Genomic DNA, 24,294 nt, shown 5'->3' with positions numbered 1-24,294 from the left:
AAAAACATTACTGGAAAGAAAAAACGTTATGGTCAGATGGCTATTTTGCTGCATCGATAGGACAGGTATCTCAGGAAACCATTGAACACTATATTGAGAATCAGGGCTAAACAACGTAAAACCGCCCTGTAAAGGGGCGTGGCTTCTACCGAATGACATTTTGTGAAGCTTTTTTTCTGACTCATGATTCAGGATCGTTTTTATCTCTTCCCATGGAAGCCGTTTCTGATTATGTTAGAGATAGCAGCCGGATTCATTCCGGCACAAGGAGGAAAAATAATGAAGAAATTATCTGTTTTTATCATCACATCAATGATCCTGTTTCCGCTGAGCGGATGCAGCAGCTCTTCAGCTGCAGCATCTCCTTCGCCATCACCATCTGCTGTTCCTTCTGCAGAACCCGCAGAATCTGCAGAACCATCAGCGAGCTCTGAAATCCAGGTCATGGATGTCCAGGTTGATTCAACGCGCGGCGCGAAGATTCCGGGAACCGTCGTCATGCCTGCAGATGCCTCTGATGTTCCGTTTGTGGTGCTCTGCCATGGCCATGGCGGAAGCCGGCATGAAAACGGAGGCTTCGATGAGATTGCCGAAGCACTTGCAGAACAGGGCATCGCTACAATCCGGGTTGATTATCCAGGCTGTGGCGATTCCACCGAAGACTTCAGCGAAAACAACATGACCAATATGATCAGTGATACGAAGAGTGCCATCTCCTACCTGGAAGACAATTATCCGGTCAGCACTTCTGATTACGGAATCTTCGGTTATTCCATGGGCGGAAGAATCGCCCTGGAAATGCTGGCAGATCCGGACTACTCATTCTCGGCAGCAGTCATGCTCGCACCTGCAGCTGATACAGAAGATCTGAAGAATCTGTTCGGCGGTTCAGACAACTGGGAAACCCTGAAAGCAGATGCGGAAGCATCTCCAGATCAATGGGTCGAATTCACAACGATCTATGGCCAGGTACAGCACCTCGGCGTTCAATTCTTCAAAGACCTCGAGGCAAAGACCTTCAATGACCTCACCGATGCGGCAGCTTCTGCGTACCGCGGACCTTCCATGGTCATCTACGCGGTCGATGATACTGCAGTTTCTCCTTCGGTCAGCCAGGGTGTCGCTGACAAGCTCGGTGCTGAAGTCGTCAAGACTCCGGAAGACGGGCACTCCTATGGATTCTATGGCGGCCCTGCATACGTCAAACGAATCGTTGTAGAAAATACTGCCGACTTCTTTGCAGCAAATCTGAACTAGAAGGCCTCAATTCATACTGATCCTATTCAGCAGCAGAAATGCTGCTGTTTTCTCTGGCCTTGTGTGAACTTCCCGTCTATTGAGCCAGATGCATTCAAAAACCCGATTCTTTCTCAGAATCGGGTATCGGTTTCTCATGGCTGGGGTGGCGAGGTTCGAACTCGCGCATGAGGGAGTCAAAGTCCCTTGCCTTACCTCTTGGCTACACCCCAATGGCCTTGTTTATTTTACAACAAGAGCCCTCCTGATGTCAGCCGTTCAGGCCAAGCTTCATGAATGCATGGGCAAGCCCATCTTCCTCAATATCATCCGTAACCCAGTCAGCAGCCTCCTTGGCAGCTGCGGCACCATTGCCCATCGCAATTCCGACCCCTGCTGTCTTCAGCATCTCTGTATCATTTGCAGAATCCCCGAAGGCAATCGTATCAGCCTGAGAAATGCCATAATACGCTGCAGCTTTCAGCATGCCGGTTCCTTTATGAATTCCCGGTGCAGTAATTTCTCCGCCCATCAGCGAATCCTCTGCCGTCGACAGCATCCCTGCCCAGCTGTATCTTCCTTCAAGTCCCTTCACAAACGAATCCCGATCGCTGTCTTTCCGGAAGAAGACATCGACCATATAGATCGGCTGTCCTTGATACGCCTTCTCATAAAGCTGAGGCAGCTTCGGCAGCTCTCCTTTTCTTCCGAGTTTCTTCCATTGTATGGCAAGTTCGGCAAACCATTCCCGATAGAACGCCAGTCCGCCGGTATTGGTGAAATTCTCATCGAGCCCATGCATCGAAAGATTCGCTCTGCACGCTTCGGCAAGTTCATTCAGATAGGCAGCACTTCCGTCTTCCAGAGGATGACGGAAAATCACTTTTCCTTCCGCCTCGGCATAAGCCCCGTCACAGCATACCTGGCCCTTGATCCAGTCCAGCCTCCGGAACTCTCCGGTCTGCAATGGCGATCTGCCAGAGCAGAGAAAGAGAATATGCCCCTGATCCTTAGCCCGCCGGCATGCTTCGGAAGCAGAATGCGGTATACTCCAGGTCTTATGGGAATACAGCGTGCTGTCGATATCGAGAAAGATCATCTTCCGATTCATAGCCTGCTCCAGAGATCCATGATCGGCGTCATGATGCAATGTGGCACGAACTTCGCAAAGAAACGATCTGCCGTCGTCACGATGCCTGGCGTCCATACCCAGAGATTCATCTTCGCAGCCCTGATCGACTGCTTCACTACTGATGCACTGGTGCTCTTGAGCGGCTGATGCCGGTAGTACTTTGCCTGACTGCATGGATCTGCCGTCTTCATGAACTCCGTGTCCTTGACCCAGTAGGGGCAGATGCACGTCACATGAATCCCGGTTCCGATCAGTTCATAATGCAATGCTTTCGTATAACTCTGCAGAAATGCCTTGGAAGCCCCGTAAACCGCAAACGAAGGCATCGGCTGAAATGCCGCAATGCTGGAAATCTCAACGACATGCGACCCCTTCTTCAGATACGGAAGAGAGATCTTCGTCACATCGACTGCCGCCTGGCAGTTCAGCGAAATCATGAGATCATCATNCCTTCTGGACTGATCGCGGATTCTTCCGATCTTCCCAAGACCGGCAGCCGCAATCATCCACGTAATCACCGGCTGTTCTTCCTTCAGCATCGCTTCAAGCTTTTCCATGGATCCTTCTGCAGTCAGATCCATCGCAATGGCCTTCACCGGCTTCGTGCAATGCTCGGCCAGTTCCTTCAGCAATTCTTCTCTTCTGGCAATCACCCAGAATGTGTCAATGTCTTTTTCTCTGTCCAGCTGCATCACAAACTCTTTTCCGAGACCGCTGGAAGCCCCGGTCACAAGTGCAATCCGTTCTGTCATATCGATTAGAATAGCACCAGAACAGAAAATCGGGCAGTGCCCGATTCTCCGTCAGTTATAGAATCTGAATTCCGGATCATCCTCCAGATCTTCTTCCTCATATCCAAGCTCCCGGTACTTCTTCTCGGCAGCTTTTGCAAGCTTCTTGTTATTCACGGCCAGATAGACTTTCCGGATCGATTTCAGAAGATCGCCCGCCGAAAGATCATCATCTGCAATCGGTCCTTTCATGAACTGATCTGCAGCCCGCTTGGCATCCATCTTCTGATTTCTTCGCATCAGAAGATCCAAAATTGTCCGCTGAACCGTGCAGTTCATGCGCATCTTCTGCCATCCTTCCAGCAGGTGATCTGCTTTCTGGGTCTGGTCCAGCTCATCATTCAGCAGGATCTCATATCTCAGGTACATATCCTGATCATCCGGATCCGTGATCTCTATCGTCTGCTTCAGCTGTTCCAGCAGCTTCAGTGCCTTTTCTTCCTGATTCTGTTCAGACAAGGCATCCAGCAATGCAAAGATCGTCTCACCGAAGCAGATTCCCTTCTCAGTATATGCTTCACATAGCTGTCCATAATCCATCTGTTCTTCCTGGATATACTCAGTCAGCTCCGCAAAGAGCTCTTCTTCATGAGCTTCGTAATAAGAAACTGCTTCTTCGCTCCGGTTCTGCATCAGCAGATGTTCCAGCGTCATGATCCTCTCACTGAGACCGCTGAAACTCATCTCCTCCAGAAGCGCTTTCAGCGCCTCATCATCCAGATCCATCAGGTCATTCATTGCCTGCGGCAGCTCCGCCATCAGGTCGGATCCTTCCACAGGTTCATTGTGATCTGTCTTCTGCTGAGCACGGATCAGAAAGCCCAGGGCGATCAGCAGTCTGCTCTGCTCTTCAGAAAACCCGCGTTCCCGGAAATCCTTCAGTGCTTCTTCCGCTTCCGGAACCGGATTTGTTTCCAGCCCCTCTATCAGCATATCTCTCAGCGCCAGGATGGAATGATTCATCAAGGTCTTGCTGATGAGATCGGAAAGGTCAGAACCCTCCTCAGGATCGAGCTCAGGGACCGATTCCAGGAAATCAAGGATGTGTTCCGGGCAATTCAGTCTCCTGGCAGAATCCAGCAGACTCTCAGCTAACTCAGGCTCATCTTCGATATAATCTGAATAATCTCCGATAACCTTGTCCAGGATTTTTTCCGCCCGTTTCTTTGCCTGGTCTGTCCCGATCTGAACCAGATCATGAATCAGCACAGTCATCAGCTCCACATCATCCTCAACAAAAGGAACTCTGACCAGAATCGTCTCAGCTTCCTTCGGATTTCCGGACCGTAACAGTCCCTCGCCTTCTGAAGTCATGAGATCAGCCCGATCTTCAGGTTCCAGAAGTTCTTTTTCCTCGAATTCATCCAGCACCATGCGTGAAAACTCTGCAAGTTCCTGATTATGACCCGTCAGGACCAGATCATCCCGCAGAAGATCAATCAGATCCCAGGCATGTTCAAGCTCAGAATCATCTTCAGAACCCAGATGAGCCAGCGTCGAAACTGCCTCAAGCCGCTCCTCTTCAGAAAGCGCAAGATACCTTCCCGCCCCTTCATGCGGATTGTCAGGCTGATAATCTTCGCCTAAGTAATACAAGAGAAAACTGTTCAGCAGCTCACCTTCCGCATATGCTTCCCCCGAGGATGCTGCAGAAATCTGCTCCAGCTGCTCCTTCAGATCCTGAGCGGAATAATAACCTTTTGCAATTCTGCGCAGCTCATTCCGGTACAGCTGCAGCGAATTGACCGACTCGTCTTCTACCTCTTCACTAATGGAATTCAGCAGATGCAGCATCAGAATCCGGTGTGCCTCATCAGCAGAAAACCTCATTTGAATCAGCTTCTGAAAAGCCGGAATGACTTCTCTCGGATCATGGTCATTAAGCTGAATTCTGACCGCCGAAAGAAGTTCCAGATACAAGTTATCAGTAATCGGTTTGCTCATAATCATATCTCCTCTCCTCCTGCTTTCAGCCATCAGCAGGAATTCAGCCTTTCTCAAATCTTACCATGACTGAATGTTTTCTGCCTGCTCCTTCGGACACCGGTTTCTGGAGTATAATAATTCCCGGAGGACATTTAGCTCCATGCCCAAATTCAATGAAATGATCCGCCTGCATAACGGCATCGAAATGCCAAGCCTTGCGTTTGATACCTATGGTCTGACTGCCGGTACTGCTCATGATGCCGTTCTGCATCACCTGCAGTGCGGCGGCAGACATATCGATACTTCTGCTGATTTCGGCGTCGAGAAACAGATCGCTGCTGCCATCGCCGACAGCGGAATTCCGCGAAACGAACTATTTCTGACCGATGAGATTCCTGGCGGCGAAGCAAATCACGACGCTGCGGTGCGGGCCGTTGAAGTCAGCCTGAAACGTCTGGCCAGCGATTATGTAGACCTGCTGCTCATGGGATGGTGCGGCGGGACTTCCAAAGATGATCCTGATAACACAAAGGCTGATACTGCCTGGTCGGCGCTGGAAACCGTATATAAGAATGGCAATGCCCATTCCATCGGCATCCTGGACTTCCAGCCATGGCAGATCGAATACCTCCTGCAGCGCACCGAGATTGTTCCGATGGTAAGCCTGGTTCCGATCTATCCAGGCTACCCGAGCACCGCAAGCGTGAAGGCCAATAAGGAACATAACTTCTGCACCGTTGCCTATCTCCCGAAAAAGATTCGTCAAGTCCTGGATTCCACCGAGATTCATATCTTCGCCGAAAAATATCACACCGATCCGCTTGATATCGTGACCCAGTATGTGCGCCAGAAAGCAGATGCTCTGACCATCAGCGTTCCATTCAATGAAGTCAAGGAAGAAAGTTTCCGCTTCAGTGAACCGGAACTCAAGTATCTCGATGTCATGAAAGACTACGGCGTATGAGCCATCCTATAGGATGGCTTTTCTATAAGAAAAAACTGCCCGAAGGCAGTCAGAGTAAATTCCGGTATTCAGAAGGAGACATTCCTTCGCTCTTGCGGAAAACCCTTGAGAACTGGGCAAGGTCTTCAATGCCTACCTGCCGGCTGATATCCGTCAGCAGCAGCGCAGGATCTTTCATCAGCTCTCTGGCATGTTCCATGCGGATCCGGTTGAGCAGATCCGAGAACGTCTCATGAAGCTCGCTGTTCAGCAGCTTGCTCAGATAGCATGGACTGATATAAACCTGTTCTGCCACATCCGCCAGGTGAATATGTTCCATATAGTGTCCCTCCATGTATTTCAGGGCATTGTTCACCAGGAACGACTTTGCCGCAGCAGGCTCCTGCTTCTTCTCTCTCGGATGTTCTTTCAAGGCAGCGGTCATGGCGGTGATTGCTTCATTGATCTCATCCATCTTGCTCGGCTTGAGCAGATATCTTCTCACCCCGAGCTGAATTGCTTTTCTAGCATACTCAAAATCCCGGTACCCGGTCAGAATGGCGATCTCCATGTCGGCATGTTCTGATTTCAGGCCGGCAATCATGGTCAGTCCATCGATGTTCGCCATCCGGATATCCGAGAACAGGATGTCCGGATCTGTCTTCTGAATCAGTTCCATTCCCGAAGAACCGGAATACGCAGTCCCCGCTACTTCGCAATCAAAAGACTTCCAGTCAACCATGCGCCGAAGTCCTTCGACGATCACCGGTTCATCATCGACAATCACTACTTTATACATATGAAATCTCTGTACTTATTCTATCCCTTCAGAGCCCCTGCTGTCATGCCTTTGATAATATACTTCTGCAGACAGATATACACGATGATCACCGGAATGACCACCAGCGTCACTGCACTTGCCATCAGGCCGTAGTTCGTTCCTTCCTGGGACGTCAGCTCATTCAGCAGTCTCGTGATCGCTCTCATCTCCGGCCTTCTGAGGAAGAACATCTGCGTGAACAGATCATTGTAAGACCAGAGAAACGAGAAGATCGCAACTGTCACAAAACTCGGCTTGGAAAGCGGCACGATGATCCGGAAGAAAATCCTCCAGGTACTTGCGCCTTCCAGATACGCCGCCTCTTCCAGCTCTACCGGCAAGCCCTTGATATAGCCCATCAGAACGATAATCGCAAAGCTCAGATTGCCGGCAATCTGCGGCAGGATGATCGACAGCATCGTGAGGCCCCAGCTGCTCGTATTCGTGATTCCCCAGGAAGCCTCCATACGGAAGACCGGAATGATCGTCGCAAATACCGGAAACATCATGCCGGCCACGACCAGGTTGTAAAGGAACTTCTTTCCCTTGAATTCATACCGGGTCAGTGCATACGCAGCTAATCCGGCAATGATCGTGACAGCCACGGCTGTGATTCCGGAAATGAAGATGCTGTTGCGGTAGGCACCGAAGATATCCAGATTCTTGAAAGCTTTGCGGTAATTAGCAAGTGTGAACAGATCGCCGATCGGCATACGGAACGATTCAGAAAGAATCTTGTCCTTTGCCTTGAAGCTGTTCTCCACAACCCAGAAGATCGGATAGATCGTCGTCAATGCCCAAAAGACCAGGGGAATATATACCCATCTCGGGGTATCGTCTCGTCTTGAACGTTTCATGCTAGTCCTCCCTCTGCCGGAACAGCTTTCCTGCGACTTGTGAAAGCACGATGCCAAGCACGACGATCAGCACTGCCAGCGCAGAACCATAGTCCACGTTCTTGGCTTCCATGGTCTGATAGTACATATACGTGCCAGTCAGGAAAGTCGTCTTCAGCGGCATGCCCTTGGGAAACATCGTCCACGGAAGATCGAACACCTTCAAGGCACCAGTCACTGCCAGGATGAGGCATGTGCATAGAACATTGCGGATCATCGGAATGCTGATGTATTTCACGCGCTGCCATCTCGTTGCGCCATCAATCATTGCCGACTCATACAGTTCCTGATCGATGTTATTCAGTCCGGTCTCGAGAATCACGAAGTAGAATCCGACATACTGCCACATCACCGGCAGCATCATCGTGACTAGCGCATGCGATTCATCTTTCCAGTCGACAAGCGCTGTCGCCCCGAGCAGTTCCCGGAACTGGTTGACCATGCCCTTGTCATAGAGGAAGATCAGGTTGAACAGAAGTCCTAAGGCAGTTGCACTGATGACAATCGGGAAGAAATAGACTGTGCGGAAGAACTGCGTGCCGCGGTGGATGTTGTCCACCATCAATGCCAGCACCAGAGCCAGTCCGACCTGGCCGGCAATCGTGACCAGAATCATGATGCCGGTATTCTTCAGTGCAATCCCGACAACGGGATCATGAACCATTTCCGCATAGTTTGCATACCATGGGCTGTTCCAGTTTCCGCCTGCCTCGCCGAGCACCCGGATATTCTGGAAGCTGCTGATGATATTCATGAAGAACGGATAGTAGAGATATACTGCCATGAACAGAAACGCAGGCAGCAGGAAAAACGGAAGTATTTTCTTATTTCGATAGATATTAGACATGATCAGCTCCTTGAGAAAAAGGAAGACCGGCAATTCTTGAAAGAAGCCGGCCAGTTCAGGAGGAAGCTCCCTGTCCTATGAACAGGAAGGACAGGGAGGAATCCGCTTGTTGATGCAGCTTACTGAGCTGCGTAATACGTATCCAGGCCTTCCTGGACTGCTTCTGCAATATCCTTTCTGCCTGTGACGATTTCCGGCATGCCATCAAATGTTGAGACTCTGCAGTCGCCATTGAAGAGATCCTGCACTGCTCCCGTCAGAGAAGTCACGCCGCTCATCATATCCATTGCCTTGACCTGCAGAGACTTGAAGTTCGAAAGATCTGTCTTCGGAGCATTCTTCAGAGCAGTTGCAGTATGCTGTGCAAACACCGGGACCACATCATCGCTGGTCATATATTCCACGAAGCTGACTGCCGCATCCCGCTTTGCCGGATCGTCCCATGCCTTCTTCGTGATGTAGTAGCCCATCGAAAGCCCGCCGATCAGATCCGTTGCCTTGCGGTCGCCATTGCCAGGCACATAAGTGACACTGAACTGATCCAGCTTATCCTGATCCAGAGTCGTCTCATCCTCCGGATCACTCTGGCATGCAGAGATGATGCCACCTACTTTCCAGGAACCATCGAGCAGGAAGGCAGCCTTGCCGTCCGTGAACATCGCGAACGTCTCATCATCGGTTGCACTCAGCGTATTTTCCGGGAAATAGCCTCTCTCATAGGCATCCTTGATATCGCCAAGACCAGCCACCCAGTCCTGGCCGATCTCATCGTCTGCAGACTGCGGGATCTCAAGATGATTCTCCGGAGACTCATGATTGAAGATGCTGTATTCCCACCAATAATGGGGAATGTTGCCAAGCGCTGCTGCAATCGGCGTATAGCCGGCATTCTTGATCTTCTCGCAGTCATCCAGGAATTCCTCCCAGGTCGTATCTGCTCCTGGCACTTCCACGCCAGCATCTTCGAGAATCTTCGTATTCACGAATAACGCTTCCCAATAGCCATTGACCGGAACTGCATACTTCTTGCCATCGGCTGGCGAAGCAGCGATCAGATCATCATTCATGTTCGATGCATAGTCCGGATACTCTGCCCGGATATCATCGATAGAAACCACTTTGCCTGCCTTAACGAAATCATTGCTGTCAGAACCATTGAAGAAGAACAGGACATCCGGCTCTGAGCCAGTCTCGAAGTCCGTGACAACTCTGGTCTTGAACGTCTCATCCGAGGTCGCAGAAGTATCCGTGACCGTATTGCCCGTCTCGCTCTCCCAGGCAGAGACTGCATTTCTGAAGTTCTGGGCATTGCCATCTTCACCGGCAAATGTCGTGCATACCGTAAGCTCCACGCTGCCTGCTGCAGAAGCTGCTGGAGAAGCAGAAGTGCTGCTGCCAGCATCTGCGGTATCTGATCCGCAGCCAGCCAGTCCCGCAATCATCGATGCGGCAAGAATTCCAGTAAGAAACCGTTTCATTATTTATCCCAAGCCTTTCTTTCCTTCTCGTAATTTCAGAACCATACTGTCTCTGATCAGAAGATATCCGGTTCCCTGGAAGCACTGCGCAATACTTCCGATTACTGACTTCAGCTTACTCGAAAGCGCTTTCTTTTAGAATTGCACAGATTGTCATTTTTTGATAAATATTGCAGACCTGGTATTGCCATGTCCATCCGGTCCGATCGTCAATCCGCTCTCTTCGCCATAGATCATCTTCAGTCTCCGGTTCACATTCCTGATACCGATATGGCTTGCATGCGTAAGCTCGGTATCATCATCACTCAGCAGAATCCGGATCTTCTCCATATCTTCCTTGGAAGGCTCACCTTTATTGAGAATCGTGATCAGAAGATCTGCCTGCTCATTCTCGCCGCCTTCAATGGTCAGCGATACTCTTCCTCTTCCGCTTTCATCTCTTCCATGTTCGACCGCATTCTCAATCACCGGCTGAATGATCAGCCGCGGAACAAGATAATTTCCGATTTCCTCCGGAACAGATATCGTGCACGTGAATGCATCTCCGAACCTGCATTGAATGATATACAGATACGCATCCACATATGACATCTCTTCCGACAGCGGAATGAGGGGCTTCCGGTCCCGATCTGCAGTCGCACTCATCATCGTCGAAAGCGCCTCAATCATCTCTGACACCTTGTCATTGCCTGCCATGCGTGCTTCCCAGTTGATGATCTCCAGCGTATTATTCAGGAAATGCGGATTGATCTGGGACTGCAGCGCATGGATATTCGCATCTCTGAGCGCGATCTCTTCCCCGTAGATCCGCTCGAACGCATCCTTGAGCTGCCTGGACATCGCATTAAAATTCTGATCCAGATCCGTGATTTCTCCGTTATTCTCATGGACCTTCACGACAACGCCATACTTTCCGTTCTGGATTTCCTGCGAAGCAGCCGCAAGCTCCTCCACCGGCTCCTGGACCCGCTTCTGAAAGAACCGGAACATGCGGATGATCAGCGGAATCAGAAACAGCAGCAGCATCGCAAAGAGCACCAGCGGCGTCCGGCTCTCTTCAGCAACGGCATTGCGATCAAACTTCACGATATACACAATCGGATGATCAGCGATATCGGAAGAGATATAAACCTCATTCCAGTTCCGGACATGGACCTGTCCATCCTGAATCAGGTCAGAAGGCATTGTCTCTTCTGCCTCCTTGGCTGCAGCAAGGAGCGTATCTTTGCTGTAAACCGCAAAGCTTTCATACTGCCATACTGCTCTCAGCGATTCGAAGATCCGGTCGCGGTTCAGATCCATGAACAGCACGGCATACGGCTGAAAGCTGCGGTCCATGATATTTCTGACCAGATATACATGCATGCCATCTGCCACCAGCACGGTTCTGGTATCGATGGATTCTGCTTCTTCCAGAATGTGCTTCTTCGACACCTTATCATAATAATTTCTCGAAGACCTCAGACTCTGATTGCCAGTGAAATAAACCGTATCCGGATCCTCCGTGAAATAAAGACCAGTCATCAGATAATCCTGGTTGAACTTGTACTTCTCTTCCAGCAGCACGCTGACATCCGCATAGAGGTCAGCGCGATTCCCGGTTTCCTTCCATCTCTGATAGATTTCCCTTAGCTGGCTGTTATAGGAAATCTCCTTGGATTGCGTGATGCAGTCGTTCAGCCGGAGATTGCAGATCTCCGCTGCTTTCTCCATCGTCGTGCTTACGGTCCGATTCATCTGTTCCGAGAGCCTGGCCTCGACAAAAACGCTGATAATCAGCGTGATGACGATAATCGGCAGCAGCCAGCTGGTGATGATCGTGTTCAGCATCGACCATTTCAATGATCTGCGCTTTCGTTTCATGGTCCCTCTCTTCCCTATTATCCTTCCCCTCAGAAATGCAATCAAGCCATGCATGAGTGCTTCATGCATGGCCTAATCTCATTCTTCTTCGGAAAGGTTCAGAAAATCCCGGTAGATCATGCAGATCTGTTCGGCTTCTGATTGTTCCTTCATCTCAGCAAATACTCTGAGCAATGGTTCTGTTCCGCTGAACCTCGCTGATACCCATCCGCCATTGCGGAAATAGAGCTTGCAGCCATCGAGATATGATACATGATCGATCTCCTCCGGCATCTGCGGAATCTCATGGGCCTTCATGATCCTATGCTGGAACTCTGCTTTCTGCTCCGAGCGGAAGCGGTAGCTGTGCTCTGCCATATATGCCGTTCCAGTCAGCTCATCGACTTCTTTCTTGATCTCTGACATCTTCTTTCCAGTCACCGCCAGCATCTCCGTAAGCAGTGTCGCCGCATAGACTCCGTCTTTTCCGCGGATTCTGCCGGTGATCGCCATTCCTCCGGAAGACTCGCCGCCGATGATCGCATGCGTTTCTTCCATCTTAGCGGACACCCACTTGAAGCCCACCGGCACTTCATAGCACTGTTCTCCGAACGATTCAGCCAGCCGGTCCAGCCGATGCGTCGTGCAGAGATTTCTCACACACGGTCCATGCATGCCCCGGTATTTCACGAGATACCAGTACAGCAGCACCAGGATATCATTCGGACTCAGATATGTTCCATGGTCATCCGTGACGCCGATCCGATCCGCATCTCCATCTGTCGCAACGCCGAGATCATAATGATGCTGCGCCACATAAGTCCCGAGCGTCTTCATCGCTTCTGCATTCGGTGCCGGCAGGTGTCCTCCGAAGAGCGGATCGTGTCTGCCATGGATCGTATCCACTTCGCAGCGAGCAGTGATCAGAATGGTTCTGATGCTCGTCTCGCTGACCCCGTACATCGGATCCAGGACAATATGCAGATCTGCCTTCCGGATCGCTTCCGTATTGATATCTGCCAGGATCGAATCGAGGTATTCATTGATCGGCCAGATCACATCTATCAGCTCCTCACGGACTCCTTCTTCATACTCGATGGTCTTCACCGGCAGCTTTACTTTGCTGAGATAGGATTCAATATCAGAGGTGGTTTCCAGATCTGCGTCTCTGCCTCCGGCAGTGAAGATCTTCACGCCATTGTAGATGGCCGGATTATGACTTGCCGTGACCATCATGCCATATGGCAGATTCCAGTTCTGCACGCAATACATCACTAACGGCGTCGGACACGAATGCAGCATCAGCTTGGTATGAATTCCTCTTGCCGCAAAGACCTCTGCCATCCACTGCATCGCTTCCTTTGACAGAAATCTGCGATCATAGCCGATGATCATTCCTGCCCTCTCCTGATGTTCTGCCTTCATCTTGTCTGCCATGCCCGCTGCTAAGATCTGCAGATTCTCTTTGGTGAACCCATCTCCGATGACTGCACGCCAGCCGCCTGTTCCGAAATGAATCATGCTAGTCCCTCCCCATGATCACAATGACCTGATGCACGGAACCAGGTGCTTCTTCTGCTACTGCATCTGTTTCCTGTCCATCTACCAGAATCTTCTTCACACCATGAGAAACATGTTCCGGATTCTTCACGGTGATCCGGTATTCTGCATTTTTCCAGATCCTGCTGACTTCAAATCCATCCCAGCTTTCCGGAATGCACGGATCGATCTTCAGTTCCCGGAAATCCGGACGGATTCCGAGCATGTAATGCGTCGCCGCATAATATGCCCAGCCGCCGCTGCCGGTCATGAACGGATGATGGGCTCTGCCATAGGTGGAATGGGCTTTGCCGGATACAAACTGACAGTAGCTGTATGGCTCTGCCCATCTCACTTCAATCTGATCATTCTGGTAATAAGGCGTTAACGCATGGTAATACTCCATAGCCCGATCGCCATGACCCAGCACACACTCTGCTGCCCATACCCATGGATTGGAATGTGAGAAGATCGAACTGTTCTCTTTCAGACCAGGATAGACCCTGGTGATAAATCCCACTTCATCATCCGGCTTCGTATAAGCAGGCGCATTGAGCAGGATGCCATACGGAGTAGCCAGATACTGATGCACCGACTCCATCGCCTCTTGTGCCCGGTCTTTCTCAGCAGCTCCGGATAATACTGCCCAGGCATTGGACTCCAGATGAATCTTTCCTTCTTCAGACGCTTCCGTTCCGATCGGTCTTCCGTTCTCCGTGAACCCGCGCAGATACCAGTGTCTGTCCCAGAGCACGTCATTGCATGTCTTCTTCAATGAAATCAACAGATCTGTATAGTGTCTGACATCCGCTGCCTGATTCTCATACAAAGCAATTTCAAGAAAGCAGTTCACTGCCTGAACAAGCAGGAACGACACCAGCGCAGACTCTCCTTTCCCGAGATTCAGACAGTCATTCCAGTCGGCCCGCAATCCTCTGCAGATTCCATGTGTGCCGACTTCTTCCGAAGAGAAGTCAATGATCTTCTTCAGATGCTCATAGACCGTGCCGCTGCCGCCGTCTGCGTATCCGTAAATCTCATCCAGGAATCCGAACTCTCCGGTCTCCTTGACATATTCAGCAATGGTGGGAACCAGCCACAGAGCATCATCTGCACACGCATCGTCCAATCCATGGACATGATCTGCTGCCTTGCTTTCAGGAATCACCGTAGGACTCTTGAAGGGCTTCTTCTTCGGCTTTTCCGTTTCCGGCTCAAACCATCTCGGTTCAAAGAGATGAATTCCATATCCCTTCTTCGTCAAAGCTCGTAACAGCTGAACAATCCGTTTCCTGCACCCTTCCGGATCAGCAGCGATCACGGTCATCGCATCCTGAGCCGTATCCCGGTATCCGAGTCCGGTTCTTCCGCCTACTTCAATGAAGGACGCAAACCTGGAGAACATCACATTGATCGATGCCTGATACAGCGTCCACGTATTGAGCATCGTATTCATGCCTTCATCCGGGCACTTTAGTGCAAAGGTATCCTGTCTCTTCTTCCAGAACTGATGCAGTTCTTCATAAGCATGATCCAGAACGGAAGGGTCCTGATACTTCTCCTTGATCGCTTCTGCTTCAGAAAGACCTCCTTCGCCAAGGAAATACAGCAGTCTCACCGTCTGTCCAGGTAACAGAATCAGCTTCTTCTGCAGCGAAGCACAATGATTCCCGCCAAGCTCCATGCTTCCCGAGCATCTTCCCTTCTGCACTGCAATCGGATCTGTCTCGGTATGATAGGTTCCGAGGAACTGATCTCTGACGCAGTCATAGCCAGTCGGCTGGAAGTTGGAAGTGAAGTACTGATATCCCTCTTCTTCATAGAACAAGTCGTAGAGAATTGTTCCATTCTGATAAGAAGAACCAGCACAGTAAAGGCTCATCTGGAAGTTCTGATTGTCGATCGGAATCTGATGAAACGAAAACTCCGCATACGAGAACACGTCGATCACTCTGGTACGAAGATCATGGTTCGTGATCTTCACATCCCAGACCAGGGCTTTTTCTCCGATCGGAATGCTCAGCTTCTCACTGGCTGAGATTGAGTCATAATCACATTCATAGACGGAATAGGAAAGCCCATGCCGGCACCGGTACTTTGCTTTGCGCAGATCCTTGCCGACCGGCTGCCAGGAAATGCTCCAGTAATCTCCGCTCTCTGCATCTCTCAGGTAGATATAGTATCCCGGCCGGTCCATCGGCACTCCATTAGCCCGGAATCGGGTGATCCTATGATATTCCGGCGACTTGTAAAACAGATATCCGCCAGCTGTATGATTGATGACTGCCGCCATCTCCTCTGTGCCCAGATAGTTCGTCCAGGACTCCGGCAGATCGACCCGGTCGATCACATACTCCTGCTTCTGATGATCAAAATGTCCGTATTGCATGATTCCCTCCGAAAGGATTTCTTCAAGCTTATTCTAGGAAAGCCCTTGCAGAGAGGCCATGACTCAGATTGTCAATTTTTGCGGAATCTTATCCATCAGAAAAACCGCATCTCGCGGTTTCTAAATCCGATGAATTCTGGAGGTATCGTATCTGTCCTGCTGAGGATGCCCTTCTGCCGGATACCCGATCGGAATCAGACAGAACGGATCCAGTTCGGAAGGAATATCACAGACCTTGCGGACTGCATCCATGCGCTCTTTGTCCGGAGCAACTGCCATCATGACTGCCCCGAGCCCAAGCTCATCCGCCTCCAGCAGGATGTTCTCCGTGCAGATCGCAAGATCCACTTCGCCAAGCGAAGGAGCCATCAGCCCATTCTTCCGAACACACGGAACCATGACCAGCATAGCTCCCTTTGCGGCACCCGCATAAGGCGTGCTCACAGAAAGCTTCTGAATCGTCTCCTTGTCTGTAACGACATAGAACTCCCAGGGCTGCTGATTGCAGGCACTCGGTGCCTGCATTCCTGCTTTCAGAAGCAGTTCGATCTTTTCTTCCTCAACTGGTTTTTCCTGATACTTCCGGATGCTGACGCGATGGAAAATGCTGTTCATATCATTTCTCCGTTTCTGTTTTTATCTTAGCAGAAACAGAATTTCTTCATAAGCATCATGCCAGCTTCATCTGACTACGGGCACGCTTTTCTTCTTCAATGACCTTCACCGCATTGAGATAAGCCAGCCGGCAGGTCGGAAGAATATAGAGATCTGCTGCAATCCAGGCGGCAGGATCTGCAAAGCATACCGCGGTATAGCCATACTTCGGAACCAGAATCATGCTGACAAGGATCCGGGCAATCATCTCAAATACACCAGAAAGAATTGCCCTTCTCGACCAGCCGAGTCCCTGGGTGCTGTAGCGGAACACATTCAGGAATCCGAGCACCACAAAGAACTTCGAGATCGTCCTGAGATACTGCGCACCTGCCGCAATGACGGCTTCATTATCTGCCGATACGAAGATCGATACGAAATCCGGAGCAAACAGCTCCATCAATATGCCGCTCGCGATTCCCCACACGATGGCAGCTGCGGCGCCGACCACGAACCCTTGACGGATCCGCGTCGCATCGCCATAGCCATAATTCTGCGAGGCAAATGTGCATACCGCAGTTGCCAGCGCATCAAACGGGCACTGCATCATAGTATTGATCTTCGAACCCGCCGCAAACCCGGATACATACACCGTACCAAGACTGTTATTTGCTGTCTGCATCACCATGCAGCCAATGGCGGTAATGGAATACTGCAGACCCATCGGAACGCCCATATTCAGCATCTTCATCGCATGATACTTATCAAACGTCCGCTCTTCTTTCTGAATGTGCAGCACTTCGTATTTCTTCAGGATTACCAGCAGGCAAAGAATGCCAGACAATCCCTGTGAGAAGATCGTTGCAAACGCTGCTCCGCCGACTCCCCACTTCAATACCAGAATGCAGAAGAAATCCAGGAAGATATTCAGTACAGAACTGAAGGCCAGAAACAGGAATGGTGTCCTGGAATCTCCGATTGCCCGAAGAATCGCACTCACGTAGTTATAAAGCAGCGTACATGGAATTCCTAAGAAGATGATGAAGAGATACCGGTAGCTGTCATCAAAGATCTCTGCCGGTGCCTTCAGCATCGTGATGATCGCATTGCAGAGCAATGCACATACCACCGTCAATACAACTGCGAAGATCGCAGTGATCACTGCTCCGTGATATACATACCGGCGCATCTCGCTCTTGCGGTCAGCCCCGTATTCGGTCGCAATCGGAATTGCGAAGCCGCAGGCAATACCGATGCAGAAACCTAGAACCAGAAACTGCACGGAACTCGATACGCCGACTGCAGCCAGCGCATCTGCTCCTAACGTCTGTCCTACAATCGCTGTATCTGCCATGTTGTAAGCCTGCTGGAACAGATTTCCGAACAGCAGCGGCAGCATGAATTTCATAATGAGAGGAAACGGTTTTCCTTCTGTAAGAGTAGTTGTCATTCCGCATTCCCCCTTGCACGCTGAATTATTATAGAAGCATCCCTTTCCTTGTAAAGATCAAAACTCACCATTTCAGACCAAGGACTATTACATTTCAGCCATCTGACAAAGAATTAACTTTCAGCACCGAAAAATTTAACATCCCGCAAAGAAAAGCCAGACACTCTCCCTCTGCATGCATGCCGGAGGAAAGGAGATGAACCCCTCAGGCAGAATGCTGAGAAAGATGTCTGGCCAATTGAAACTGTCAGTTATCAGAATTGTGAAACAGCAATTATCGCTTCAGAGACTTCCATGCCCATCCGGCAATCACCAGGGATCCGATCAGACGCACTGCATTTTCTGCAATCCCTGAATGATCCGCAGTATTCGGAGTATAAGATCTTCCCTGAGCAGTCACGATATAAGAACCAGAAGACGTATTCGGAGTTACCGGCTTCTCGGCAGGAGAAGACGGTACTGGAGTTGTCTTCGGCGTCGGACTAGGGACTGGAGTTGAGGAAGGTGCTGGAGTTACATCAGGAGTAGCGGTTGGTGTGGGTGTGGCGCTTGGTACCGGTGTGACCTCTGGGGTAGCGGTCGGTTCCGGGGTTACACTCGGAACTGGTGTCACCTCTGGAGTAGCAGTTGGTGCTGGGGTTTCAGTAGGTACAGGCGTTACCTCCGGTGTAGCAGTTGGCTCTGGTGTATCGCTCGGTACTGGAGTTACCTCCGGAGTAGCGGTCGGTGCTGGTGTTGCACTAGGTACTGGGGGTACCTCCGGTGTAGCAGTTGGCTCAGGTGTGGCACTAGGAACTGGAGTCACTTCCGGGGTAGCTGTTGGCTCCGGCGTTGCGCTCGGAACTGGTGTCACTTCAGGTGTAGCTGTTGGTGCTGGTGTTGCACTAGGTACTGGGGTTACCTCCGGTGTAGCAGTTGGCTCAGGTGTGGCACTAGGAACTGGAGTCACTTCCGGGGTAGCTGTTGGTTCCGGCGTTGCACTCGGAACTGGGGTTACCTCTGGAGTTGCTGTCGGTGCTGGTGTATCACTCGGAACCGGAGTTACTTCCVGAGTAGCAGTTGGCTCAGGTGTGGAACTTGGAACTGGGGTTACCTCTGGAGTAGATGTTGGCGCTGGTGTTGCACTAGGTACTGGTGTTACTTCTGGAGTTGGTGTAGGCAGAAGCTTCTTTCCGTGATAGGACCACATGTGACCCTCAGAATTGGTTGTGACAGATGCTGCAATAATGCAGCCGTTATAATTTCCTCCGCTAAGACTGACATGCGCGAATGGCGCTACGATATGTCCTGTGATGGCCTGTCCGTATCCTTCATTCGTTACTTCAGAAGCATTCGGAAATGCAAATACGATTCCCGCTCCGGATTTCTGATTCTCAATACTGCCGAATTGATTGCCATCTGAATTGAGCACAAAGGTAGGAAGATAGACAGTGCCTGATGCATCAGATTCGAGGATCAGGTCTTCCGAAGCATTTCCTGATACCTGGATGGAATATCCTTTCAGACTGATTCCTGGTTCGATCCTGTAGGTGTGACCGGTTTCCAGGGTAAGGGTCTGACCATTCTGCAGATCTGCCTGAGTGATCGTCCGATCTGCATCTGTTCCTAAAGATGCTGCCTGTTTCTTCAGATCTTCCATTCTGGAAAAGTCCACATAGCTGTTTGATACTTTCACCTGTTCATTATGGACAGCGCCATCAGCTCCGAGCTTCCAGTGCTTGCTCATATCTACATGGCTTCCCACATAAGTCGTGACATCACTGTAGGTATTGAAGTTGGCACTTGCTGTTTCATTGCCGAACCAGGAAGGAACCTCATGCGGAAAACCATTGACCTGTCCATAAGAAAGACCGCCGAAATAGTTCTTGAAGTTTCCGCCGCAGATCACCGGTCCGACAACATGAGTGCCATCATAGTCACCGGAAACGAAAACATTGTAGTGTTCCAGGATATAGCCGAGATCATATCTCCCGCCATCTCCTTCAAAGGTATACGTGCTTTCTTCTGCCCGGACAGTTCTGTTCATTCCTGCCACGATCAGGAATACAAGCATACTGCAGACTGCTTTTCTGAAATGATTATTCATATTACCCCTCGTTCCAGATTGAGAATAGGATGAATGGTCATTCCTTTCCAGGCTCTTTCCCGATCCGGACAAGAGGAGTCAAATTTTGAAGAAAAACGTCAAAAAAATCTCCCGGGAAATCCAGGAGACTTTGATCAGTAATCAATACTGGCTCTCTGCAGAAGCTCCAGATACTGCCTTCTTAAGAACAGGAGATGGTATGACATCGTCAGTTTTGCATCTACTGCTTTCTGATGCTTGATGCCGCTCAGTACCTGACGGTAGTTGCGGGTTGCATAGAGGAAGTCCTTCTGCTGCAATGTTGAAGCAAAGAAGCGGATTCCCTGGGTAAGCAATGGAGTCATGCGCTCCATAACAATATTATGACTGGAGTCAGCAATCAGCCTGTAGAACTCGCATTCTTCATCGATGCAGGATAATCCCTGATCGACTTTCTGAGCCATCTGATTCAGACAGTCTTCCATGCGTTCAATATCATGCTGATCACGCTTCTCTGCGGCAATTGCCACGATCTCAGGTTCCATGAATGCCAGAACTTCAAGAATATCACCGGTCAGACGATTATGATCCGGATACATATCAAACCCGAACGGATCATCTGCTACGCCATATTTCTCTGAGATATAGGTTCCGGAACCCTGACGGATTGTAACGATATTATGAGACTGAAGAATCCGTTCAGCTTCTCTGAGAGTATTTCTCCCCACATTGAGCATCTCACAAAGCTCTTTTTCAGTCGGCAGCTTCTGTCCAGGCTCATAATGATCCTTCTGGATCATCGCCTTGATGGCTTCCGCAGTCTTCTCCGCCAGCGTCTTCTTAGATGTCATTACAATACCTGCTTTCTGATTAAATGGTAGGACAAATTCAGGTTTCTTTCAATCAGAATTCGAAGATAAAGTTTGAGACGCTTCAGATTGAGCCTATCTTTTAACTGGATTTTTCAGAAGTTTCAATTGCCTTCAGCAATCTTCTCCGATCAGATCAGGTTCTTATTTCATGTTCTTCAATGTGCAATCAGCCGGCTGATTCTTTCTTCTATCAGACTGATCAGCTTGTCCTGCTCTGCAGCTGGAAGAAACGACTCCTGTGCAGCTTTCAAGTAAGCCTCTTTTCTGCTGCAGAGCATGTCGATCATCTTTTCTGCCGCCTTCCGATTCAGACCTGCTCCTTCTGCGCACTTCAGAAAATCATTGCGATGAAGATTCCTCTTTTTTCCATTGACTGTTAAAGCAGATTCTTCCTGGTCCTCCGCAAGAATCAGATTAACCGGGAGAAGATCATATGCAGGGGAAAGAACATAAGTTCTGTTCCCTGGTTCTGTTTCAATCAGAGAATAGTTCTTATTATGCATATCAGAATTGCCGATCATAAAAGACATGATCAGCCGCATGAAGAACTCTGAAAGATCAGTTCCGTAACGAGAAGAATAGCGGCGAATCACTTTACCGCAGCTCTCTGCAGAGCCTTGGTATTTATTTTCTGTCAATCTTCCGGACAGCTGGCAGAAGTCCTCCATCGCAAGTTTCTGATAGGCAGTTCCATCCTCAGAAATGATCCGATCAGCTCTTCTGGTGATATATGCATACGACTGATCTGTGATGATCAGCGCATGATGAACAGTCCGTATTCCAGCAGCCTCGCAGATCCTCATGCCAGCATCCTCATATTCGCAGATATATGGATATTGCTCTGAGCCAGGCTTGAGGATGTATCCCGCAGGTTCTCCGATCAAGGTCAGACGCATGGAATCAGGATCATAGTGAAGAGAGAGCTTCTTCTGTACTCCTGTAACAGTAGTTCCTTTTCCTGTGCTCTTTCTGACCATTTCTTCCAGGTTCTGCTCCGAGATATCAATATTCGGAAGATGTTCCATGCCGAAGAATGCATGCACGCATTGTTTATGCCATTGCGTTTTCTTCTCTTCCTCAGAAGCATCATCATGAATCTCTTTCCCGCAATAGAGACACTTCATTTCTGCACCTCCGGAATAATTGATACATCACCTATACAATCTCTGCATGCACTCAGAAGGATGCCGAACCGATCTCTTCGATCAAGCTTCCAGTTATGGATGATCTGTTCCAGCATCCATCCTTCAGGGATCAGGCCATCAAAGAACGGCATAAGGACTCTGGAACGATATGGTTCAGAGCGAACCGGAAGAGTCAGACTGACTGCCGGTCCGCCAGAGCACAGATAGACATCATCATATGCAAAGATATATTCTCCATCTTCTGTCTCAGTGATGGTTCCTGCCAGCTGATCCTGCACATATACCTTTGCACTCCTTACCATCTTGTCTGTCACTCTTCATCACCCCGATCCATTTTTCCTGGCACCGCCTGCATACTGAACATAGCCAAGGCCTGGTTTACCTTATCCATGCGTACGGTTTCTTTTCCCTGCTCCAGATCTCTTACAAAACTCAGCCCGAGACCGGACCGGATTGCAAATTCTTCCTGTGTCATACCAAGTTTTCTTCTGTTTTCTTTGACATATTTTGCAATAGGATTCAGTTTCTTCATATCAGCCTCATTTATATCCGTTCGAATATATTTTATTGTTATTTTCAAATATTATATCCGTTCTAGTATAGTATTGCTATTATTTATTATTTTATATCCGTTCGAATATAAAATAATAATATTTCTGCTTTCCTTATAAACCCGATAAGGAAAGAATACGAAAAGAAAAACCGATCTGATGACCGGCTCTATTCACTTCAGAGGTAAAGTGAGCTTTGCAGACTGGAATTGGGGTAGGTATTCCAGTCTGCTTCGCTCTTGGACATTGGACCAACCATTCCTCTGATCAGTCCCTTATTTCTAAGAGAGAAGCTTGTGCAGAATCTGTTTTTTCTATTTTCTGCACTTGATCCTCTGGTACAATACCACATTTCACTTACCATTTGTAACATTTCTGAACGAATTCATGCATGTTCTGAGAATACTGAACGATATTCACAGAATGAAACACTTAACCATAAGAAAGTGCAGCGCCAGAGCGGAAAAAAGGTCGGGTCATCTGAACAGAAATATGAATCAGATCAAGGCTCAGGCACTTCATTTACAAAACTGAATCTCCGTACGGTTTTCTGAAAAAGAAATCGGAAAATACCAGTTCTGGTGGTATAAATATTGCATAGAAGAAGGAGAACGATCATGGGTTTATTTGATGCATTCAAGAAGAAAGAGACACTGGCTCCGATCGAGGTTTCTGATGATGCGGTCATCGCACCTGCAGATGGAGAACTGATTGATATCACAACGGTTAAAGACGAAGTATTTGCTCAGAAGATGATGGGCGACGGTGTTGCCTTCCATTACAGCGGAGATAAGGTAACACTCTGCGCACCAGCAAACGGAGTACTCTCAGTACTATTCCCTACTGGTCATGCCTTCGGTGTCACGATGGCGAACGGAACAGAACTTCTGGTTCACTGCGGCATCAATACCGTGGAAGCAAAGGGCGATGGCTTCAAGCTCTGCGCAAAGAAGCAGGGAGACACAGTAAAAGCAGGAGAGCCGATTGTAGAAGTCAATCTGAAGAAGCTCGGTGCTAAGTATGATATGAGCACGATGCTGATCTGCACGAACGGTGCGGATCACCCGATGACGTTCTCCAAGCCGAAGACAGTCAAGCGCGGCGATTCAGTTCTGGGCTAAGACTGCATAGATTGTAGAATTGCTGCTGGAGATCGCTAGATCCCATAAATCATCATCCAGTTCCGTATCGGCGGTGTCGGTGACCTGATAGGTCCAGACATCGCCATTTAAGTCTTCAAACACAATCAGATCATCCGTCTCCACAGACTCCAGGAATCCGAACTGATCAGAGCGTCTGCTGCCATTGATTACCATGTCTTTTCCCTTCGGAGAACCAGCAACGATCACCGGGCAGAGATTGATATCGGTATATGGGCTGCCAACAGCCCATTTCTTTTCATATTCCGGAAACGAAAGCATTCCGACGCAGTCGGTTTCATTAATTTCCTGTACCGGCAGTACTTCTCCGTCTCCATCAGCAATTCCTGGTTCCGTCTGTTCCGGAAGAGCTGCATATACCGCATCCGCAAGCTGTTCTCCTTTTCTGATCCAGTTCTGTCTCTGAAAGCCAAGGTATATAGTCAGTGCCAATGCTGCAAGCACTGCCGCAGCTCCTATGGGAATCAGGATATCTGTACGTTTCTTCATAGTCAATCGAGTAGGAGGATGAGAGCGTGAGCTCTCATCTTTTTTCCTCTCACACCACCGGAGAAGCCGTTCGGCGTCCGGCGGTTCGAAGCACCAACAAATTACATCACTGTTACATGTACCAAGGTA

Annotated in this window: 22 protein-coding genes and 1 tRNA gene; 4 read left to right on the top strand and 19 right to left on the bottom strand. The window is 49.5% G+C overall.

The genetic code is table 11. From position 1 onward, the window contains the following. Both FYJ51_RS11810 and FYJ51_RS11805 read left to right on the top strand, forming a co-directional pair. Positions 1-110, top strand: a 110-nt coding sequence (locus FYJ51_RS11810; RefSeq protein WP_205946323.1) for a transposase, incomplete at its 5' end; no start/stop codon positions are given. A gap of 169 nt (positions 111-279) precedes the next feature. Further along, positions 280-1,257 (top strand): alpha/beta hydrolase family protein, encoded by a 978-nt coding sequence (locus tag FYJ51_RS11805; RefSeq protein WP_205946322.1) that lies wholly within the window; start codon positions 280-282, stop codon positions 1,255-1,257. A gap of 137 nt (positions 1,258-1,394) precedes the next feature. Here FYJ51_RS11805 and FYJ51_RS11800 read toward each other — a convergent pair. The 4 genes from FYJ51_RS11800 to FYJ51_RS11785 form a co-directional block, all read right to left on the bottom strand. Continuing rightward, a tRNA-Gln gene (locus tag FYJ51_RS11800) sits at positions 1,395-1,469 on the bottom strand. A 38-nt stretch (positions 1,470-1,507) separates the two neighbouring features. Continuing rightward, positions 1,508-2,347 (bottom strand): HAD family hydrolase, encoded by an 840-nt coding sequence (locus tag FYJ51_RS11795; RefSeq protein WP_205946321.1) that lies wholly within the window; start codon positions 2,345-2,347, stop codon positions 1,508-1,510. Beyond that, positions 2,344-3,120, bottom strand: coding sequence for an SDR family NAD(P)-dependent oxidoreductase (locus FYJ51_RS11790; protein WP_154505805.1), 777 nt, complete (start codon positions 3,118-3,120; stop codon positions 2,344-2,346). The genes FYJ51_RS11795 and FYJ51_RS11790 overlap by 4 nt, the downstream gene beginning before the upstream one ends. Before the next feature lie 51 nt (positions 3,121-3,171). Further along, positions 3,172-5,103, bottom strand: a complete 1,932-nt coding sequence (locus FYJ51_RS11785; RefSeq protein ID WP_135358223.1) for a hypothetical protein — start codon at positions 5,101-5,103, stop codon at positions 3,172-3,174. 142 nt (positions 5,104-5,245) lie between these two features. Here FYJ51_RS11785 and FYJ51_RS11780 point away from each other — a divergent pair, with 142 nt between their 5' ends. After that, entirely contained in the window at positions 5,246-6,049 is an 804-nt protein-coding gene (locus FYJ51_RS11780) for an aldo/keto reductase (RefSeq protein ID WP_205946320.1), read from the top strand. A 49-nt stretch (positions 6,050-6,098) separates the two neighbouring features. Here the strand turns inward: FYJ51_RS11780 and FYJ51_RS11775 are convergent, their stop codons facing one another. The 14 genes from FYJ51_RS11775 to FYJ51_RS11710 form a co-directional block, all read right to left on the bottom strand. After that, positions 6,099-6,827 carry a response regulator transcription factor gene (locus FYJ51_RS11775; protein ID WP_105304519.1) on the bottom strand — a complete coding sequence of 243 codons (729 nt, stop codon included), beginning with the start codon at positions 6,825-6,827 and terminating at the stop codon, positions 6,099-6,101. Between the two features lie 20 nt (positions 6,828-6,847). Then, positions 6,848-7,705: a carbohydrate ABC transporter permease gene (locus FYJ51_RS11770; RefSeq protein ID WP_154505803.1), complete on the bottom strand. Its 858-nt coding sequence runs from the start codon at positions 7,703-7,705 to the stop codon at positions 6,848-6,850. A 1-nt stretch (position 7,706) separates the two neighbouring features. After that, a complete protein-coding gene (locus tag FYJ51_RS11765; protein ID WP_154505802.1) occupies positions 7,707-8,591 on the bottom strand; it encodes a carbohydrate ABC transporter permease in 885 nt (294 codons plus the stop codon). Positions 8,592-8,710: 119 nt separating this feature from the next. Further along, positions 8,711-10,069 (bottom strand): ABC transporter substrate-binding protein, encoded by a 1,359-nt coding sequence (locus FYJ51_RS11760; RefSeq protein ID WP_154505801.1) that lies wholly within the window; start codon positions 10,067-10,069, stop codon positions 8,711-8,713. A 153-nt stretch (positions 10,070-10,222) separates the two neighbouring features. After that, positions 10,223-11,932 (bottom strand): sensor histidine kinase, encoded by a 1,710-nt coding sequence (locus tag FYJ51_RS11755; RefSeq protein WP_205946319.1) that lies wholly within the window; start codon positions 11,930-11,932, stop codon positions 10,223-10,225. 78 nt (positions 11,933-12,010) lie between these two features. Then, a complete protein-coding gene (locus FYJ51_RS11750) occupies positions 12,011-13,432 on the bottom strand; it encodes a phosphohexomutase domain-containing protein (RefSeq protein ID WP_154505799.1) in 1,422 nt (473 codons plus the stop codon). A gap of 1 nt (position 13,433) precedes the next feature. Beyond that, positions 13,434-15,839, bottom strand: a complete 2,406-nt coding sequence (locus FYJ51_RS11745; RefSeq protein WP_154505798.1) for a GH36-type glycosyl hydrolase domain-containing protein — start codon at positions 15,837-15,839, stop codon at positions 13,434-13,436. Between the two features lie 120 nt (positions 15,840-15,959). Beyond that, complete coding sequence (locus FYJ51_RS11740) at positions 15,960-16,454, bottom strand: nitroreductase family protein (protein WP_154505797.1); 495 nt, start codon at positions 16,452-16,454, stop codon at positions 15,960-15,962. A gap of 55 nt (positions 16,455-16,509) precedes the next feature. After that, entirely contained in the window at positions 16,510-17,883 is a 1,374-nt protein-coding gene (locus FYJ51_RS11735; protein WP_154505796.1) for an MATE family efflux transporter, read from the bottom strand. A gap of 274 nt (positions 17,884-18,157) precedes the next feature. Beyond that, positions 18,158-19,969, bottom strand: coding sequence for a collagen-binding domain-containing protein (locus FYJ51_RS11730; protein ID WP_154505795.1), 1,812 nt, complete (start codon positions 19,967-19,969; stop codon positions 18,158-18,160). A 134-nt stretch (positions 19,970-20,103) separates the two neighbouring features. Beyond that, entirely contained in the window at positions 20,104-20,799 is a 696-nt protein-coding gene (locus tag FYJ51_RS11725; RefSeq protein ID WP_154505794.1) for a FadR/GntR family transcriptional regulator, read from the bottom strand. A gap of 176 nt (positions 20,800-20,975) precedes the next feature. Next, positions 20,976-21,944, bottom strand: a complete 969-nt coding sequence (locus FYJ51_RS11720) for a type II toxin-antitoxin system HipA family toxin (RefSeq protein ID WP_154505793.1) — start codon at positions 21,942-21,944, stop codon at positions 20,976-20,978. After that, positions 21,941-22,279, bottom strand: a complete 339-nt coding sequence (locus tag FYJ51_RS11715) for a HipA N-terminal domain-containing protein (RefSeq protein ID WP_328597274.1) — start codon at positions 22,277-22,279, stop codon at positions 21,941-21,943. The genes FYJ51_RS11720 and FYJ51_RS11715 overlap by 4 nt, the downstream gene beginning before the upstream one ends. Then, complete coding sequence (locus tag FYJ51_RS11710) at positions 22,276-22,497, bottom strand: helix-turn-helix domain-containing protein (protein WP_205946318.1); 222 nt, start codon at positions 22,495-22,497, stop codon at positions 22,276-22,278. The genes FYJ51_RS11715 and FYJ51_RS11710 overlap by 4 nt, the downstream gene beginning before the upstream one ends. Positions 22,498-23,133: 636 nt before the next feature. Between FYJ51_RS11710 and FYJ51_RS11705 the strand changes: the two genes are divergently transcribed. Beyond that, the gene (locus tag FYJ51_RS11705; protein WP_154505792.1) at positions 23,134-23,637 is read left to right on the top strand and encodes a PTS sugar transporter subunit IIA; all 504 of its coding nucleotides are present in this window, start codon (positions 23,134-23,136) and stop codon (positions 23,635-23,637) included. Here FYJ51_RS11705 and FYJ51_RS11700 read toward each other — a convergent pair. Further along, positions 23,623-24,165: a sortase family protein gene (locus FYJ51_RS11700; protein ID WP_154505791.1), complete on the bottom strand. Its 543-nt coding sequence runs from the start codon at positions 24,163-24,165 to the stop codon at positions 23,623-23,625. The genes FYJ51_RS11705 and FYJ51_RS11700 overlap by 15 nt on opposite strands. Between the last annotated feature and the right edge of the window lie 129 nt (positions 24,166-24,294).

The sequence above is a fragment of the Stecheria intestinalis genome, from assembly GCF_009696165.1.
Taxonomy (GTDB): Bacteria; Bacillota_I; Bacilli_A; order Erysipelotrichales; family Erysipelotrichaceae; genus Bulleidia; species Bulleidia intestinalis.
The sequence above is the reverse complement of the archived record's forward strand: the minus strand, read 5'-3'. Positions and strand labels throughout refer to the sequence as shown.

What these genes read in the sequence shown, in the direction of transcription:
- FYJ51_RS11805 (WP_205946322.1), top strand. Translation starts at nt 280, where the DNA reads ATGAAGAAATTATCTGTTTTTATCATCACATCAATGATCCTGTTTCCG.
- FYJ51_RS11795 (WP_205946321.1), bottom strand. Translation starts at nt 2,347, where the DNA reads ATGAATCGGAAGATGATCTTTCTCGATATCGACAGCACGCTGTATTCC.
- FYJ51_RS11785 (WP_135358223.1), bottom strand. Translation starts at nt 5,103, where the DNA reads ATGAGCAAACCGATTACTGATAACTTGTATCTGGAACTTCTTTCGGCG.
- FYJ51_RS11780 (WP_205946320.1), top strand. Translation starts at nt 5,246, where the DNA reads ATGCCCAAATTCAATGAAATGATCCGCCTGCATAACGGCATCGAAATG.
- FYJ51_RS11775 (WP_105304519.1), bottom strand. Translation starts at nt 6,827, where the DNA reads ATGTATAAAGTAGTGATTGTCGATGATGAACCGGTGATCGTCGAAGGA.
- FYJ51_RS11770 (WP_154505803.1), bottom strand. Translation starts at nt 7,705, where the DNA reads ATGAAACGTTCAAGACGAGACGATACCCCGAGATGGGTATATATTCCC.
- FYJ51_RS11765 (WP_154505802.1), bottom strand. Translation starts at nt 8,591, where the DNA reads ATGTCTAATATCTATCGAAATAAGAAAATACTTCCGTTTTTCCTGCTG.
- FYJ51_RS11760 (WP_154505801.1), bottom strand. Translation starts at nt 10,069, where the DNA reads ATGAAACGGTTTCTTACTGGAATTCTTGCCGCATCGATGATTGCGGGA.
- FYJ51_RS11755 (WP_205946319.1), bottom strand. Translation starts at nt 11,932, where the DNA reads ATGAAACGAAAGCGCAGATCATTGAAATGGTCGATGCTGAACACGATC.
- FYJ51_RS11750 (WP_154505799.1), bottom strand. Translation starts at nt 13,432, where the DNA reads ATGATTCATTTCGGAACAGGCGGCTGGCGTGCAGTCATCGGAGATGGG.
- FYJ51_RS11745 (WP_154505798.1), bottom strand. Translation starts at nt 15,839, where the DNA reads ATGCAATACGGACATTTTGATCATCAGAAGCAGGAGTATGTGATCGAC.
- FYJ51_RS11740 (WP_154505797.1), bottom strand. Translation starts at nt 16,454, where the DNA reads ATGAACAGCATTTTCCATCGCGTCAGCATCCGGAAGTATCAGGAAAAA.
- FYJ51_RS11735 (WP_154505796.1), bottom strand. Translation starts at nt 17,883, where the DNA reads ATGACAACTACTCTTACAGAAGGAAAACCGTTTCCTCTCATTATGAAA.
- FYJ51_RS11725 (WP_154505794.1), bottom strand. Translation starts at nt 20,799, where the DNA reads ATGACATCTAAGAAGACGCTGGCGGAGAAGACTGCGGAAGCCATCAAG.
- FYJ51_RS11720 (WP_154505793.1), bottom strand. Translation starts at nt 21,944, where the DNA reads ATGAAGTGTCTCTATTGCGGGAAAGAGATTCATGATGATGCTTCTGAG.
- FYJ51_RS11710 (WP_205946318.1), bottom strand. Translation starts at nt 22,497, where the DNA reads ATGAAGAAACTGAATCCTATTGCAAAATATGTCAAAGAAAACAGAAGA.
- FYJ51_RS11705 (WP_154505792.1), top strand. Translation starts at nt 23,134, where the DNA reads ATGGGTTTATTTGATGCATTCAAGAAGAAAGAGACACTGGCTCCGATC.
- FYJ51_RS11700 (WP_154505791.1), bottom strand. Translation starts at nt 24,165, where the DNA reads ATGAAGAAACGTACAGATATCCTGATTCCCATAGGAGCTGCGGCAGTG.